We start from the raw sequence: 14,317 nt of genomic DNA, 5'->3' as shown, positions 1-14,317 counted from the left end.
GGGTGGGACGATCGGGTTGAAACCCGGTACCTGATACGGAACTTCAGCCGTGAAGCCCGAAGAACTCGGTGATCCAGTGGCTGGAGCAGATCGAGGCGATGAAGTGCGCGGTCCCGGTGGCGCCGCACTGCTGGGCAGCGGTGCCGGGGTCCACGGGCGTGCCGTGGCCGATGTCCGGCACCCGGTCGACCTCGACCGCGACGCTGCCGTCGGCGGCCAGGTACTGCTCCCGTCGCGTGCCGTTCGTCCCGATGGTGGAGGTACGGTCCGGGCTCTGGCCCAGGCCGTGCACGGCCGTCCACTGATCGCGCAGGGCGTCCGCGTTCTTCGGTACGACGGTGGTGTCCCGGTCACCGTGCCAGATGGCCACCCGCGGCCAGGGCCCTGTGTGGCCGGGGGCGGCGTCCGTCACGTTCTTCGCCCAGGCCGCGGGGGTCCGGTTCACCCCCGGGTTCATGCAGGTGTACGCGGAGACGACGTCGGTGGCGCAGCGGTAGGGCAGGCCCGCGACCACTGCCCCGGCCTGGAAGACGTCCGGGTAGGTGGCGAGCATGGCCGCGGTCATCGCACCGCCCGCGGACAGGCCCGTTACGTAAGTTCGGGCGGGGTCACCGCCGTAGGCGGAGCCGGCCTTGGCGACCATCTGCCGGATCGACGCGGCCTCTCCCTGACCGCGCTGCGTGTCGCCGCTCTGGAACCAGTTGAAGCACTTGTTGATGTTGTTCGACGTCGTCGTCTCGGCGAAGACGAGCAGGAACCCGTACTGATCGGCGAACTTGGTCAGTCCCGAGTTGTCGGCATAGATCTGGGCGCTCTGCGTGCAGCCGTGCAGGGCCACCACCACCGCCGGACGGGCGGGCGCGGATCGCGGCCGGTACACGTACATGTTCAGGGCACCCGGATTGGCCCCGAAGTCGGTCACCCTCTCCAGGGCGACCGCCGCATCGGCCTGCGACGCCGGGGCGAACAGGGAGGCCCCGGCGGCGAGGGCGAGAGCGGCGGCCGGCAGGCCGATCCTGCGCAGTCGGCGTCTGAGCCATGCCGCCGCTCGGCGGGACAACGGGGCTGTCTGGGTGGGGGGTTGGGCGATTCCGTACGGCATGGAAGCCTCCTGGGGCAGCCGAGGTGCCGGTCACCCTAGGAGGCGTTCCGGCCGCCGCGACATGGCGACGGACGCCACAACCGCAGTGCGCACCAGGGGCGTTCGCACTGTTGCGCAGCCCGCAACCGACAAAGAGTTCACGCCGGGGTCCGGCGCGGGCCGTCAACCACCATGAGTACTGTGCGAGCGTGCTGACATTGAAGACGGAATCTGATGCCGAACTGGCGGTGGCGGCGGCGCAAGCCGGAGCCGCTGTCGTGCGCACCATGTACGGGGACTCGCTGCCCCGGTTCGAGAAGACGTCCGGCGACTTCGCGACGGCCGCGGACCTCGCGGCGGAGAAGGCCATCTGCGACATCCTGCGCACCGCTCGGCCCGATGACGCCGTCACCGGCGAGGAAGGCGGCCACCAGGGCGCGGGCGACGCGGCTCGCCGATGGCTGGTCGACCCCCTGTGCGGCACGCTGAACTACGCCGCGCACACCACGCTGGTCGCGGTGAACGTCGCCCTGCGGGTGGGCACGGACATCACGGCCGCCGCGTCGGCCGATCCGTTCGCCGAAGAGGTGTTCTGGACCGACGGGGAACGCGCCTGCCTGCGCCGCGGTGGCGTGGACGAGGAACTGACGCCCTCCCCCGATTCACGCCTTGTGGACGTCAACCTGGACCCGCCGTTCCCGAACGCCTCTTCCTTCCGGGCGGTTCGGCTGCTCGCCGACCCGGACTTCGTCCAGGGATTCCGGCCCCGTGTCGTCTCCACCACGCTGGCGGTGGCCTGGGTCGCGGCCGGCCGCCGGGCCGCCTACATCACCGACGGGCATCTCCGGGACAGCGTGCACTTCTCCACCGGCATCGCCCTGTGCCGAGCCGCCGGCTGCACGGTGACCGGCATCCACGGCCAGCCTCTGCACACGGGTGCGGGCGGACTGATCGTGGCGGCCGATCGGCAGACCCATGCCGCGCTCCTGGACATGATCGGCAGTCAGGCGCCGTCGGATCGCTAGGTTGCGCGTGCTCACGCGAGCGACAGCACGGCCACGTCGTACCGCTCCCGCACAGGAACCGGTCGGGTCGTCGACTCGTCCTCGGCGTCGGCGCGCAGCCGCCCGAGTCCTTCCTGGAATTCTGCGGCGGTGAGCCCGGCGAACTTCGACTGGGGCCGCGAGGTCATGCGGGCGTGGTAATCGCGGAGGCCTGCGGTGACAGGGCGAGCGAAGGAGATGACGGTCCGGACCGTGAAGCCGGCCGAGGCGAAGTCCTCGAGCACCTCGGACCTGGAGGGAAAACGCCGCTCGTCCGACTCGCGGAGGCCGGGCCAGTAGTCGTAGACCAGGGCGTCGAGCCGCTCGCGAAATGTCGTACGGATGACGGTCGTTCCGCCGGGACGGAGGATCCGGGCCAGCTCGTGGGCGACCCTCACGCGGTCGGGCAGATGGTGGATCACGCGCGACAGCAGGGCCAGGTCGAACAGGTCGGAGCCGGTGGGCACGGCTTCGGCGGTGCCGGCCACGTACTGGACCGCGGCATGGGAGTTGTGCCGCTCGGCTTGGGTGAGCATGGGCACGGAGGCGTCGATCCCGATCACTCGCGAGGGGTTGAGCCGGCGGGCCATCGACGCGCAGAACATGCCGGTGCCCGCCCCGATCTCCACCACCGCGGGCGACGGGCGGCCCGCGAAGGAACCGATCAAGTGTGTCCAGTCGCGGAGCGATGCGTCGGGCATCTCATTGCCGCCCTGGTATACGCCCGCCAGCCGCTCATCGTCGTAGACCCTGCCCATGCCGATCATGCTTACGGCTCTGACGCCGCAGGACAAGACCGCCTGCGCGTTCAAGTACGCGCAGGCGGCGGGGATTTCGGCTCAGCCTTACGCGTCAGCCCTGCGCATCAGCCCTGCGCATCAGCCTTACGCAGAAGCAAACTGCCCCGGCGGAACCGCTCCCCCTCGCCCGGCTCACGCAGCATCCGGCCGACTTCGACGAATCCGGCCGTGCCGGCCAGCCCCGCGAGGTCGTCGATCGGCCACCGGTAGGCAGTCGCCACCTTGTGGTCGAACGGCGTGACCGGCTCCCCCTCCGACTCGAAGAAGCCGAGCAGGAGATGACCGCCGGGTGCGAGCACCCGCCCGAACTCGGTGAAGTACGGGGGCAGTTCCTGAGGCGGCGTGTGAATGACCGAGTACCAGGACACGATGCCGTTCAGCCTGCCGTCGGCCAAGTCCAGTGCGTCCATCGAACCGACCTCGAAGCGCAGGTCCTGGTAGGTCCGGCGGGCGATGTCGATCATCACCGGCGAGAGGTCGACACCGAAGACGTCAAGACCCAGGTCCCGCAGATGCGCGGTCGTCTGTCCCGGACCGCAGCCCAACTCGGCGACGAGCCCCGCGTCGGCGCTCCGCACGAGGTCGGCGAACGCGGCGAGCACCGCGCGATCCAGGGGAAGAGCGTCCAGCGAGTCACGGGCGAATTCCGCGTAGATGACGGCCATGGCGTCGTAGGCATCCGCCGTCGCACTGAGGTAGGAGGAAGGTTGAGTCACAAGGGCGGATACTAGGGGCCTGCCGGCTCGGGCCGACGGCCGCCCCCTCGCGTGACCCGAGCGACTCACCGTACGGACGGACATGATCCAGCCACTTCGGATGGCGCGATCCATCCGTCCTCGCCACCTTCGCGGTGACAGTCGCGGAGAGTGGTCGGAACGGCACCGCGGGGTGCGGAACGATGCGTAGCGTGGGAACTCCCAGTCAGGCGCACGGCGGGCGAAAGCGGGCACACACAATGCGGTTGGGACATGTCCGAGAGCATGTCGTGGGGCTGCCCCTCGAAGTCACGGGCTTCATCGGACGTGAGCGGGAGCTGCGCGAGATCGGCGCTCTGGTGGACAAGGCCCGGCTGGTGTCGCTCATCGGGCCCGGCGGAGTGGGTAAGACGCGGCTCGCGCTGCGCACCGCCCGCACGGCGCTGCCGCGCTTCGCCGACGGTGCCTGTTTCGTCGAACTGTCGTCACTGCACGACCCGGTGCTGCTCCCGCACACGGTGGCCGCGGCGCTCGGGCTCTCCGAGCAGGGTGACCGTGCCCCGGTGGATCTCGTGGTCGCCTACCTCTCCGGCAAGCGGCTGCTGCTCGTCCTGGACACCTGTGAACACCTGGTGGACGCCTGCGCGATGCTCGCCGACCTGATCCTGCGCATGGCGCCCGAAGTCACGGTCCTGACCACCAGCCGCCAACCGCTGGACGTACCGGGCGAGTTCGCCTACCCGATCACGCCACTGCCCTGTGACCGCGAGGCGGTGCAGTTGTTCGGCGAGCGGGCCGCCGCCGTCGTGCCCGGGTTCACTGTCACCGAGGCCAATCGCGCCGCCGTGACCTCCGTCTGCCGCCGGCTCGACGGGATTCCGCTGGCCATCGAACTGGCCGTGGTCCGGCTGCGGGTGCTCCCGCTGGGCGATCTGGCCGCCCGGCTCGAGCACCGGTTCCAGGCGCTGACCGGCGGCCGCCGGGGCGTGGCGCACCGGCACCGGACGTTGCGGGACACCATCGACTGGAGCCACGACCTGTGCACCCCGCAGGAACGGACGCTGTGGCGCAGGCTGTCGGTGTTCGCCGGGGATTTCGACGCCGAGGCGGCCGAGGCCGTGTGCGGGGGCGGCGAACTGCCCGCCGAGGCCGTGCTCGAGCAGCTCATCGGTCTGGTCGACAAGTCGGTGGTGCTGCGGGTCGAGACGGAGGAGGCGCGCTACCGGCTCCTCGACACCTTGCGCGAGTACGGTGCCGAGCAGCTCGCGGAGAGAGGTGAGCAAGAGGCCTACCGCCGGGCACACTTGGAGTACTTCGCCGCCTTCGCGGAGCGCGCCGACCGCCCTTTCCACAGTGACCGGCAGCCGGAGCAGCTGACGGCGATCGCCCGCTGCCTGCAGAACTTCCGGGTCGCCCTGGAGTACGGGACCGGCCATGACGACCCCGAACTCGCGCGGCGCGGCCTCGACCTGGCCACCCGGCTGTGGACGCACTGGATCATGACGGGGCGGCTGCGCGAGGGATCACGCTGGATCAAGTCCGGCCTGGCCTCGGTGGAATCCGACTGCCCCGAGCGCGTCGAGGGCCTGCACCGCCTCGCCTGGATCCTGATGGTCCTGGGCTGGCACGACGAGTCCGAGCCGTACGTCCTGGAGTCCCTGGCCCTGGCCGAGCGGATGGGCGACGCGCGCGGTGCGGCGTACGCCGTCGAGTTCCGCGGCTGCCTCGCCCAGTTCCGCGGGCACCTGGACGAGGCGCATCGCGACTTCGACGCGGCCCGCCACGCCTTCCGGAAGCTGGGTGACGACGACGGTCTCGCCATCACCTGCTTCATCCAGACGTTCGGCGCGGCCCTCGTCGGCGATGTCGAGCACGCCTGGGAGGTGTCCGAGGAGGGACTGCGGGCACTGGAGGCGGCCCCCGGCGAGTGCTGGACGCGCAGCTACTGCCTGCTCTACCGGCAGTTGGCGCTGTGGCTTTCGCACGACGACTCGCGGGCCGCGGAACGGGACGGACTCGGGCTCGAGGCACTGGCCCTGAAGCAGACCGTGGACGACCGGCTCGGCGCGGCGATCGCGCTGGAACTGCTCGCCTGGTCCGCGGCGCACGCGGGGCGCGACGAACGTGCCGCCTGGCTGCTCGGAAGTGCGGAGGCGATCTGGGTCAGGATCGGCGGCGTGCGGCTGTTCAACGTGACGGTTCTCCTCGCCGAACACGACACGGCCGTCGCCAAGGCGCGGGCGGCGCTGGGAGATTCGGCGTACGCGGCTCAGCAGGAGCGGGGTGCCGGGCTGAGCCTCGCGGAGTCGGTGACGCACGCGACCGAGGGCACGGACGCGCTCCCCGTCGCCGCGCCGCCGCACGCCACCGCGCAGCCGGGCAGCCTCACGACCCGGGAGCGGGAGGTGGCGGCGCTGGTCGCGGAGGGGCTGACGAACCGGAAGATCGCCGAGCGGCTCGTCATCTCCAAGCGGACGGCGGACGCCCACGTGGAGCACATCCTCAGCAAGCTGGGGCTCACTTCGCGGACGCAGATCACGGGCCTGGAGGCCTGACGCTGCGGAACGAGCGCCGGTAGCTGTGCGGCGGAACCCCGACGATCCGTTTGAACTGGCGCCGCAGGGTCGTGGCGGTGCCCATGCCGGTGGCCAGCGCGATCGCCTCGATGCTCTGGTCGGTGGATTCCAGCAACTCCTGGGCGCGGCGGACGCGTTGGGTCAGGAGCCACTGGAGCGGCGTCTCCCCGATCACCGACCGGAACTGCCGTCCGAGATGGCGGGGGCTCGTGTTGGCCTTCCGCGCCATGTCCGTCACGGTCAACGGCTGGTCGAGGCGCTGCTGGACCCAGGCGAGCAGTTGGGACAGTGAGTGGTCGCCGGTGGCCTGTACCGGCGTGGACACGAACTGGGCCTGGCCGCCGGGCCGATGGGGCGGCACGACGAGGCGGCGGGCCACGGAGTTGGCGACGGCGGCGCCGTGGTCGAGGTGGATCAGGTGGAGGCAGAGGTCGACGGCGGCGGCCTTGCCCGCGGCCGTGAGCACACTGCCGTTGTCCGTGTACAGCACATCCGGGTCGACCACGGCGCGCGGATGGCGTGCGCTCAGCTCCGCGGCATGGGCCCAGTGGGTGGTGGCCCGTCGGCCGTCCAGCAGGCCCGCGGCGCCGAGCACGAACGCCCCGGTGCACAGGGAGGCGATCCGTGCACCCGCCTCGTGAGCGGCCCGCACGGCGTCGATCAGCTCCTGCGGCAGCGGATCGTCGATGTCGGCGCAGGCGGGCACGATCACGGTGTCGGCAGCGGCCAGGCGCTCGAGACCGTGGTCGGGCTCGACCGTGAACGGGCCGACCCGCACCGGCCTTGGCCCGCAGAGCAGTACGTCGTACCAGCCCTGGGTGGCTTCGCGCGGCGGGTTGCCGAAGATCTCGTAGGCCACCGCCAGTTCGAAGTGCAGCAGGTGACCGGCGGCAGGCAGCGCGACAGTGGGCATGTCCGAAAGTGTACGGGTGTTGTCGTTCCGGACCATCACGGTCGGGGCGTATCGGCGGCAACACTGGACCCATCAGCACATCGAGAGCGGGGGAACCATGCGTACAGCAGGGACAGTCGTGGTCTACGGGGCGACAGGGCACACCGGTCGTTTCATCGTCGCCGAGCTGCGCAGGCGCGGCTTCACCACGGTCGTGTCCGGCCGTAACGCGGCGCAGTTGGAGGCGCTGGCCGCCGAGTCGGGGGATGTGGAGGCGCGCCCGGCCACCGTGGACGACGCGGGCTCGCTGGACCGGGCGCTCGCCGGAGCGGCGGCGGTCATCAACTGCGCCGGACCGTTCGCGGTGACGGGGGGCCCGGTCGTCGAGGCGGCGCTGCGCGCGGGGATCCCGTACGTCGACGTCGCGGCGGAGATCGAGGCGAACGCCGCGATGTTCGCCGACCACGCGGAAGCGGCCCGGAAGGCCGACGTACCCGTGGTGCCCGCGATGGCCTTCTACGGCGGTCTCGGCGACCTGTTGGTGAGCGCGGCGATGGGCGACTGGACCGCCGCCGACGAGGCGCATGTCGCGTACGGGTTGACCAGCTGGCACCCGACGGCGGGCACCCGGGCCGCGGGCGAGGTGTCCCATGACCGTCGCGGGGGCCGGCGGTTGCGGTTCGCGGGCGGGGAGCTGCGGTTCCACGACGACGAGCTGGCGGAGCAGGACTGGGACTTCCCCGAGCCGTTGGGCCGGCGCACGGTGATCGCGGAGTTCACCATGGCCGATGTCGTCACCGTCCCCAGCCACGTGGCCGTACCCGAAGTCCGTACGTACATGGCCGCCGAGGCCGCGCGTGACCTCGCCGACGCGGACACGCCCGCGCCGGAGCCGGTCGACGACCTGGGGCGGTCGGACCAGACGTTCGTCGTCGACGTGCTGGTCCGCGCCGACGGTGTCGAGCGCCGCGCCTCGGCCCGCGGCCAGGACATCTACGCGGTCACCGCTCCCCTGGTGGTGGAGGCCGTGGGGCGCATCCTGGCCGGGGACACCCGCACCACGGGGGTGGCATCGGCGGGTGCGATGTTCGACGCGGCGGACTTCCTGCGGGCGCTGCACCCGCATCTGTCGGTCGACCTTCCGCACTGACCGGCAGGGCCGGGCGGCGCGGCATCTTGGCTGGTCAGCGCCTACACTGCTGCGGTGAGCGAGATCCTTCCCCCCTGCCCCGAGTGCACCGGCGCCTTCACCTACGAGATGGGCGCACTCCTGGTCTGCCCGGAGTGCGGGCACGAGTGGTCCCCGGCATCCGCCGAGACCCCTGACGCCGGCGGTGCGGCCGCCGTCATCAAGGACTCGGTCGGCAACGTACTCGCCGACGGCGACACGGTGACCGTGGTCAAGACCCTGAAGGTCAAGGGCAGCCCCAGCGGGATCAAGGCGGGCACCAAGGTCCGCAACATCCGCCTGGTGGAGGACGGCGTGGACGGCCACGACATCGACTGCAAGGTCGACGGGTTCGGCCCCATGCAGCTCAAGTCCAGCGTGGTCAAGAAGGCGTAGGGGCCGGCGCTCCCCCGTGCCGCCGGCCCCAGGGCCCCCGCTTCATGCCCTCAGCGCGCGGTTCGCACCTTCGCCTCCGCGTCGCGCAGCACCCCCGGTACGAGTCGGCGGTGGACGGCGGACAGCGGGGGCCACAGCCATCGGCCCAACCACCGGTCGTAGCGCAGGAACGTACCCAGCGCCACCCGCCCGTCGGCGGCCTGCACGAGAAGGTTGCCGGTCAGGAACCAGGAGGCGGCCTCGAGCCGTATCCAGTCCTCGCCGCGTTCGGCGATCCGCCAGCCGGCCACCGTCTGCGGCGATCGCCCCCGGCTGAGCCGGATCCCGAGCAGACCGCGCCAGATGAACCGCTCGGCGGGGCTGGGGACATCGCCGAACATGGCACGGGCCCACCGCTCCGGCGAGGCGACGGCGTCCGTGGCGATGGCGAAGCGGTCGACGTAGTCGATGACCGGCAGCGAACTCAGCGCGCAGAAGGGCTCGGGGAGACGGCGCACGCCCACCGCACCGTCGATCTCGCCCGTGATCACGGCCGCCCCCTACTTCGATACGAGGGGGTGGATCTGGCGCGGCTTGCGTTCACGCTCGTCGAAGCCGACGACCGCGCCCAGGTCACGGGCCGCCGCGAACGCCTCCCGGTGGGCGTCATCGGACTCGAACGTGCCGATCGTGACGACGGCGTCGCCGTCGGGGGTGGCCCACACATCGGCGGACAGACACCCCGAGCTGGCTCGCAACACGTCGCCCACCCGGTGCGCACGGCCTACGAAGTCCTCGAAGTGCTCGGGGTGCGGGTAGTGGAAGGCGACAAAGCCGACGGTCATCTCGCTGTCTCCGTTCACTTATACGGTAGCGTACACATCGACCGTAGCCCGTTTATACGGTGGCGTATATCCGGCGGAGAAGTGAGGTGAGGCACATCGTGGGCAAGACACGCACACCGCGTGAGGGATGGATCGAGGAAGGCCTGCGGGCGCTGGCGGCCGCCGGTCCTGACGCCGTGCGCGTCGAGGCGCTCGCGAAGCGGCTCGGCGTCACCAAGGGCGGCTTCTACGGCTACTTCGCCGACCGCGACGCGCTCCTCGAGGCGATGCTCGACACCTGGGAGCGCGAGAGCACGGACGAGGTGATCGACCGCGTCGAGCAGGAGGGCGGAGACCCCAAGTCCAAGATCCGTCGCGCGGGCATGCTGACCTTCTCCAACGACCGTCTGCTCCCCATCGACCTCGCGATCCGCGCCTGGGCCCGGCACGACAAGGCGGTCGCCGAGCGCCTTCGCCGGGTCGACAACCGGCGCATGGACCTGCTGCGCGAGATGATCGGCACCTTCTGCTCCGATCCCGACGAGGTCGAGGCCCGCAGCCTGCTCGCCTTCTGCGCGGCGATCGGCAAGCACTTCCTCGCCGCCGACCACGGCGACCGCAGCCGCGCCCAAGTAGTCGCCCGCGCCTCGGATCTGCTGCTCGACCGCCGCCCCGAGGACAACGACCGCTGACGGCCGTGCCACCGATGATCGGCGGTGGCGGTTCCTGCCAGGATGGTTGCCATGGTCCCGCACACCACGCCCTCATCTCCCGACGACAAGGCGGCCACCGCTCCTCGTGACGCCTTCCACCCCGACCTCCCCGGCCATGAGGCCGGCGCATCGCCGCTCAGCGCCCGTCTGCACCACATCCGCGCCGACGAACTCGACGCGGAGACGGCGCAGTCGGGCGGCATGCGGCGATTCGCCGCGATCAGCGGGCGGAGCGTCGGTTCGGAGCGCATCTGGATGGGCCAGACGCACGTCGCCCCGAGCACCGCCTCCTCCAACCACCATCACGGCGCGTCCGAGACGGCCATCCATGTGATCAAGGGCCACCCGGAGTTCGTCTTCCTCGACGACTCCGGCGGGACCCCGCAGGAGATCCGGATCCGCACGGCACCGGGCGACTACGTCTTCGTCCCCCCGTACGTCCCTCATCGCGAGGAGAACCCCAGCCCCGACGAAGAGGCGGTCGTGGTCATCGCCCGCAGCACGCAGGAGGCCGTCGTGGTCAACCTGCCGGAGCTGTACGTCCTGGGCGGCGAGCCGGGCGCCGAGCGGGCGGAAGGCTGATGCTCAACCGCCCGTGCTCTCCCTGACCACGAGCCGGTGCCCGACCGAGTGATCCCGCACCGGAGGCATCGGACCGCTGTCGGCCCCCTCGATGCGTTCCAGCAGGAGCGATACGGCGACGCGGGCGATCTCCCGCTTGTCGGGGGCCACCGTCGTCAGGCTGGGCACGCTGAAGCGGGAGGCCTCGATGTCATCGAAGCCCACCACGTCCAGGTCGCCCGGCACGGCGCTGCCCCGTTCGTACAGGGCCCGCAGCGCGCCGAGGGCCAGGTGGTCGTTGAGGCAGAGCAGCGCGTCCGGGCGTGCCTTACGGTCCATCAGGGCCGCTGCGGCGCGGGCTCCGTCGCGCCAGTGGTAGGCGTCCACGGGCACCACCAGGTCGGCGTCGAAGGGGACACCGGCCGCCGCCAGGGCCTCGCGGTAGCCGTCGGTGCGCAGCCGGTCGGTGCCCTGGCGGCCGCGCACCATCCCGCCGACGACGGCGATGCGGCGCCGGCCGCGGGAGAGCAGGTGCTCGGTGGCTTCCCGTGCGGCGCGTACGTTGTCGATGCCCACGTGGTCGGTGCCGTCCTCGGCGGGCCGTTCGCCGAGCAGGACCACGGGGAGTCTGCGGTCGCGCGTGGCCAGGTCGCGGGGCCGCAGGGCCAGCGGGCTGAGGATGACGCCGTCGGAGAACTGGGCGTCGAAACCGCCCCGAGTACCCCCGTCCGCAGTTCGCCCGCGAGGCGTGGCTGAACCTCAACGGCGAGTGGCAGTTCGAGATCGACCGCTCCGACACGGGCCTGGAGCGCGGTCTGCGCGACCGTGAACTCGCCGACCGCATCGTCGTGCCGTTCTGCCCCGAGTCGGCGCTGTCCGGCATCGGCGAGACCGACTTCCTGGAGGCCGTCTGGTACCGGCGCACCGTGACGGTGCCCGCCGAGTGGGCCGGTTCCCGGGTACTGCTGCACTTCGGTGCGGTGGACCACGACACCATGGCCTGGGCGGGCGGCGTCGAGGTCGCGCGGCACCGCGGCGGCTTCACCCCGTTCACCGCCGACCTCGGCGAAGTCGCCCTACCCGGCGAGGAGTTGACGCTGGTGGTGCGCGCCCGCGACAGTCGGCACGGCGTCCAGGCGCGCGGCAAGCAGGCCACCTGGTACGCCAACTCCCACTGCCACTACACGCGTACGACCGGCATCTGGCAGACCGTGTGGCTCGAGCCGGTGCCGCGGGCCGTCGCCCTCAAGCGGCCGCGCATCACCCCCGACCTGGCATCGGGCGCGTTCTTCCTGGAACTGCCGCTGACCGCCAACGCCCGCGGCCACCGCGTCCGCGCCGCCCTCGAAGACGAGCGGGGTGCGGTCGTCACGGCCGATGCCCGCGCGGACCTGGACCTGTGCCCGCGCCTGGTCCTGCCGCTGCCCGCCGACCGGCTGCGCGTCTGGTCGCCGCGGGACCCGCACCTGTACGGCCTCACCCTCGAAGTCCTCGACGCCGAGGGCCAGATCGTGGACACGGCCCGGTCCTACGCGGGCCTGCGCTCGGTCTCCGTCGACGGCAAGCGGCTGCTCCTGAACGGCGAGCCGGTCTTCCAGCGCCTCGTCCTCGACCAGGGCTACTACCCGGACGGGCTGATGACGGCCCCGGACGACGCCGATCTCGTACGCGACATCCAGCTGGGTCTGGACGCGGGCTTCAACGGGGCGCGGCTGCACCAGAAGGTCTTCGAGGAGCGCTACCTCCACCACGCGGACCGGCTCGGCTATCTGGTGTGGGGCGAGTTCGGCGACTGGGGCTGCGAGGTCGGCGTACGCGACGACAATCAGCGCCCCGACGCCGCGTACGTCGCCCAGTGGCTCGAGGCCGTGGAGCGGGACTACTCGCATCCCTCGATCGTCGGCTGGTGCCCGCTCAACGAGACGTACCAGCATCTGCACGACCGCGTCACGCAACTCGACGACGTCACGCGGGCGATGTTCCTGGCCACCAAGCAGGCCGACACCACCCGCCCGGTGATCGACGCGTCCGGGTACGCGCACCGGGTCGCCAGCGACGACCACTGGAGCGACCAGGCGGGCAACACCGCCACGTACACCTTCACCGGCACCCGCATCGCCCTGCTTTCGGTCCGCGACACGGGCAACGGCATCGCGGCCATCAGCGTCGACGGCGGCCCCGAACAACGCGTCGACTTCCACGGCGCGCTGCGCACCGGCGAGACCCTGCAGTACCTCAGCCCACGCCTCGACAACGGCCGGCACACCGTGCGGGTCCGGGTCACCGGTGAGCACAACGGGCAGTCCCAGGGGTCGTTCGTGAGTGTGGACCGGGCCGAGGTCTATACGGACTGACGGGTCAGCACGGACTGACGGGTCAGCGGAAGGCGCTCTCGCCGGTCAGGGCCTTGCCGATCACCAGGCTGTGGACCTCGCTCGTGCCCTCGTAGGTGAGGACCGATTCGAGGTTGTTGGCGTGGCGGATCACCGGGTACTCGAGGGTGATGCCGTTGGCCCCGAGCAGGGTGCGGCACTCGCGGGCGATCGCGATGGCCTCGCGTACGTTGTTGAGCTTGCCGATGCTGATCTGCTCGGGCGTCAGCTGCCCCGTGTCCTTGAGGCGGCCGAGCTGCAGCGCGAGCAGCATGCCCTTGCCCAGTTCGAGCGTCATGTCGGCCAGCTTCTGCTGGGTGAGCTGGTACGAGGCGAGGGCGCGGCCGAAGACGGTGCGGTCGCCGACGTACGAGATCGCCGTCTCCAGGCAGTCGCGGGCGGCGCCGAGTGCGCCGAAGACGATGCCGAAGCGGGCTTCGTTCAGGCAGCCGAGCGGGCCGGAGAGCCCGCGCGCCGACGGCAGCATGGCATCGGCGGGCAGGCGGACGTCCTCGAGCACGAGCTCGCTGGTGACGCTCGCGCGCAGTGACAGCTTGCGCTTGATCTCGGGGGCGGAGAAGCCGGGGGTGCCAGTGGGGACGACGAAGCCGCGTACGCCCTCGTCGGTGCGGGCCCAGACGACGGCGACGTCGGCCACCGAGCCGTTGGTGATCCACATCTTGGTGCCGTTGAGGATCCAGTCGACGCCGTCCCGTCGGGCGGTCGTGCGCATGGAGCCGGGGTCCGAACCGGCGTCGGGCTCGGTCAGGCCGAAGCAGCCGATCTTCTCGCCCGCGGCCATGCCGGGCAGCCATTCCTGCTTGTGCTCCTCGGAGCCGTACTTCCAGATCGCGTACATGGCGAGTGAGCCCTGGACGGACACCAGGCTGCGCAGTCCGGAGTCGACGGCCTCCAGTTCGAGGCAGGCGAGGCCGTAGGACAGGGCGCTGGTGCCGGCGCAGCCGTAGCCCTCCAGGTGCATGCCGAGGACCCCCAACTTGCCCAGTTCGCGGGCGAGTTCACGGGCGGGTATGGCGCCGTCCTCGAACCACTGCGCGACCTGCGGGCGCAGTTCGCGCTCGCCCATGGTGCGGACCGTGCGCTGGATCTCGCGCTCCTCCTCGGTGAGCAGGCCGTCGATGGCGAACAGGTCGAAGGGGTGGGTGCGCATGGGGCGGCCTCCGGATCGGGGTGTGCGGGTCGGGGTGTGCGGATCG

At 71.3% G+C, this 14,317-nt stretch carries 14 protein-coding genes and 1 pseudogene; 7 read left to right on the top strand and 8 right to left on the bottom strand.

Annotated elements, in window-relative coordinates:
• Positions 1 to 46: 46 nt before the first annotated feature.
• Positions 47 to 1,024, bottom strand: a pseudogene (locus E2651_RS32195) (PHB depolymerase family esterase); the annotation flags it as partial.
• Positions 1,025 to 1,290: 266 nt separating this feature from the next.
• Between E2651_RS32195 and E2651_RS32190 the strand changes: the two are divergent.
• Entirely contained in the window at positions 1,291 to 2,106 is an 816-nt protein-coding gene (locus E2651_RS32190; protein ID WP_280922815.1) for an inositol monophosphatase family protein, read from the top strand.
• An 11-nt stretch (positions 2,107 to 2,117) separates the two neighbouring features.
• Here E2651_RS32190 and E2651_RS32185 read toward each other — a convergent pair whose 3' ends face one another.
• Positions 2,118 to 2,882 (bottom strand): class I SAM-dependent methyltransferase, encoded by a 765-nt coding sequence (locus E2651_RS32185; RefSeq protein WP_135334788.1) that lies wholly within the window; start codon positions 2,880 to 2,882, stop codon positions 2,118 to 2,120.
• A 107-nt stretch (positions 2,883 to 2,989) separates the two neighbouring features.
• On the bottom strand, positions 2,990 to 3,640 hold the full coding sequence (locus E2651_RS32180; RefSeq protein ID WP_135334787.1) for a class I SAM-dependent methyltransferase: 651 nt from the start codon (positions 3,638 to 3,640) through the stop codon (positions 2,990 to 2,992).
• A 245-nt stretch (positions 3,641 to 3,885) separates the two neighbouring features.
• Between E2651_RS32180 and E2651_RS32175 the strand changes: the two genes are divergently transcribed.
• Positions 3,886 to 6,174, top strand: coding sequence for a LuxR C-terminal-related transcriptional regulator (locus E2651_RS32175; RefSeq protein WP_135334786.1), 2,289 nt, complete (start codon positions 3,886 to 3,888; stop codon positions 6,172 to 6,174).
• Here E2651_RS32175 and E2651_RS32170 read toward each other — a convergent pair.
• Positions 6,155 to 7,108, bottom strand: coding sequence for a helix-turn-helix domain-containing protein (locus E2651_RS32170; protein ID WP_135334785.1), 954 nt, complete (start codon positions 7,106 to 7,108; stop codon positions 6,155 to 6,157). The two genes, E2651_RS32175 and E2651_RS32170, sit on opposite strands and share 20 nt — an antisense overlap.
• Positions 7,109 to 7,205: 97 nt before the next feature.
• On the opposite strand from E2651_RS32170, the gene E2651_RS32165 reads away from it, so the two are divergent.
• Both E2651_RS32165 and E2651_RS32160 read left to right on the top strand, forming a co-directional pair.
• Positions 7,206 to 8,237, top strand: coding sequence for a saccharopine dehydrogenase NADP-binding domain-containing protein (locus tag E2651_RS32165; protein ID WP_135334784.1), 1,032 nt, complete (start codon positions 7,206 to 7,208; stop codon positions 8,235 to 8,237).
• 54 nt (positions 8,238 to 8,291) lie between these two features.
• Complete coding sequence (locus E2651_RS32160; RefSeq protein ID WP_135334783.1) at positions 8,292 to 8,651, top strand: zinc ribbon domain-containing protein YjdM; 360 nt, start codon at positions 8,292 to 8,294, stop codon at positions 8,649 to 8,651.
• A 50-nt stretch (positions 8,652 to 8,701) separates the two neighbouring features.
• Here E2651_RS32160 and E2651_RS32155 read toward each other — a convergent pair whose 3' ends face one another.
• Complete coding sequence (locus E2651_RS32155) at positions 8,702 to 9,181, bottom strand: hypothetical protein (protein ID WP_245239365.1); 480 nt, start codon at positions 9,179 to 9,181, stop codon at positions 8,702 to 8,704.
• A gap of 9 nt (positions 9,182 to 9,190) precedes the next feature.
• Entirely contained in the window at positions 9,191 to 9,493 is a 303-nt protein-coding gene (locus tag E2651_RS32150; RefSeq protein WP_245239364.1) for an antibiotic biosynthesis monooxygenase, read from the bottom strand.
• Between the two features lie 80 nt (positions 9,494 to 9,573).
• Here E2651_RS32150 and E2651_RS32145 point away from each other — a divergent pair, with 80 nt between their 5' ends.
• Both E2651_RS32145 and E2651_RS32140 read left to right on the top strand, forming a co-directional pair.
• A complete protein-coding gene (locus tag E2651_RS32145; protein ID WP_209446301.1) occupies positions 9,574 to 10,146 on the top strand; it encodes a TetR/AcrR family transcriptional regulator in 573 nt (190 codons plus the stop codon).
• Between the two features lie 51 nt (positions 10,147 to 10,197).
• Positions 10,198 to 10,749, top strand: coding sequence for a cupin domain-containing protein (locus E2651_RS32140; protein ID WP_135334781.1), 552 nt, complete (start codon positions 10,198 to 10,200; stop codon positions 10,747 to 10,749).
• Between the two features lie 3 nt (positions 10,750 to 10,752).
• Here E2651_RS32140 and E2651_RS32135 read toward each other — a convergent pair whose 3' ends face one another.
• Entirely contained in the window at positions 10,753 to 11,409 is a 657-nt protein-coding gene (locus E2651_RS32135) for a substrate-binding domain-containing protein (protein ID WP_280922816.1), read from the bottom strand.
• A gap of 71 nt (positions 11,410 to 11,480) precedes the next feature.
• On the opposite strand from E2651_RS32135, the gene E2651_RS32130 reads away from it, so the two are divergent.
• Positions 11,481 to 13,082: a sugar-binding domain-containing protein gene (locus E2651_RS32130; protein WP_245239366.1), complete on the top strand. Its 1,602-nt coding sequence runs from the start codon at positions 11,481 to 11,483 to the stop codon at positions 13,080 to 13,082.
• Positions 13,083 to 13,104: 22 nt separating this feature from the next.
• Here E2651_RS32130 and E2651_RS32125 read toward each other — a convergent pair whose 3' ends face one another.
• Positions 13,105 to 14,271 carry an acyl-CoA dehydrogenase family protein gene (locus E2651_RS32125; RefSeq protein ID WP_135334780.1) on the bottom strand — a complete coding sequence of 389 codons (1,167 nt, stop codon included), beginning with the start codon at positions 14,269 to 14,271 and terminating at the stop codon, positions 13,105 to 13,107.
• Between the last annotated feature and the right edge of the window lie 46 nt (positions 14,272 to 14,317).

Origin of the sequence: Streptomyces sp. MZ04, from assembly GCF_004684775.1 — a bacterium.
Taxonomy (GTDB): Bacteria; Actinomycetota; Actinomycetes; order Streptomycetales; family Streptomycetaceae; genus Streptomyces.
Note: the sequence above shows the minus strand (reverse complement) of the source record. Positions and strands in the feature narration are given on the sequence as shown.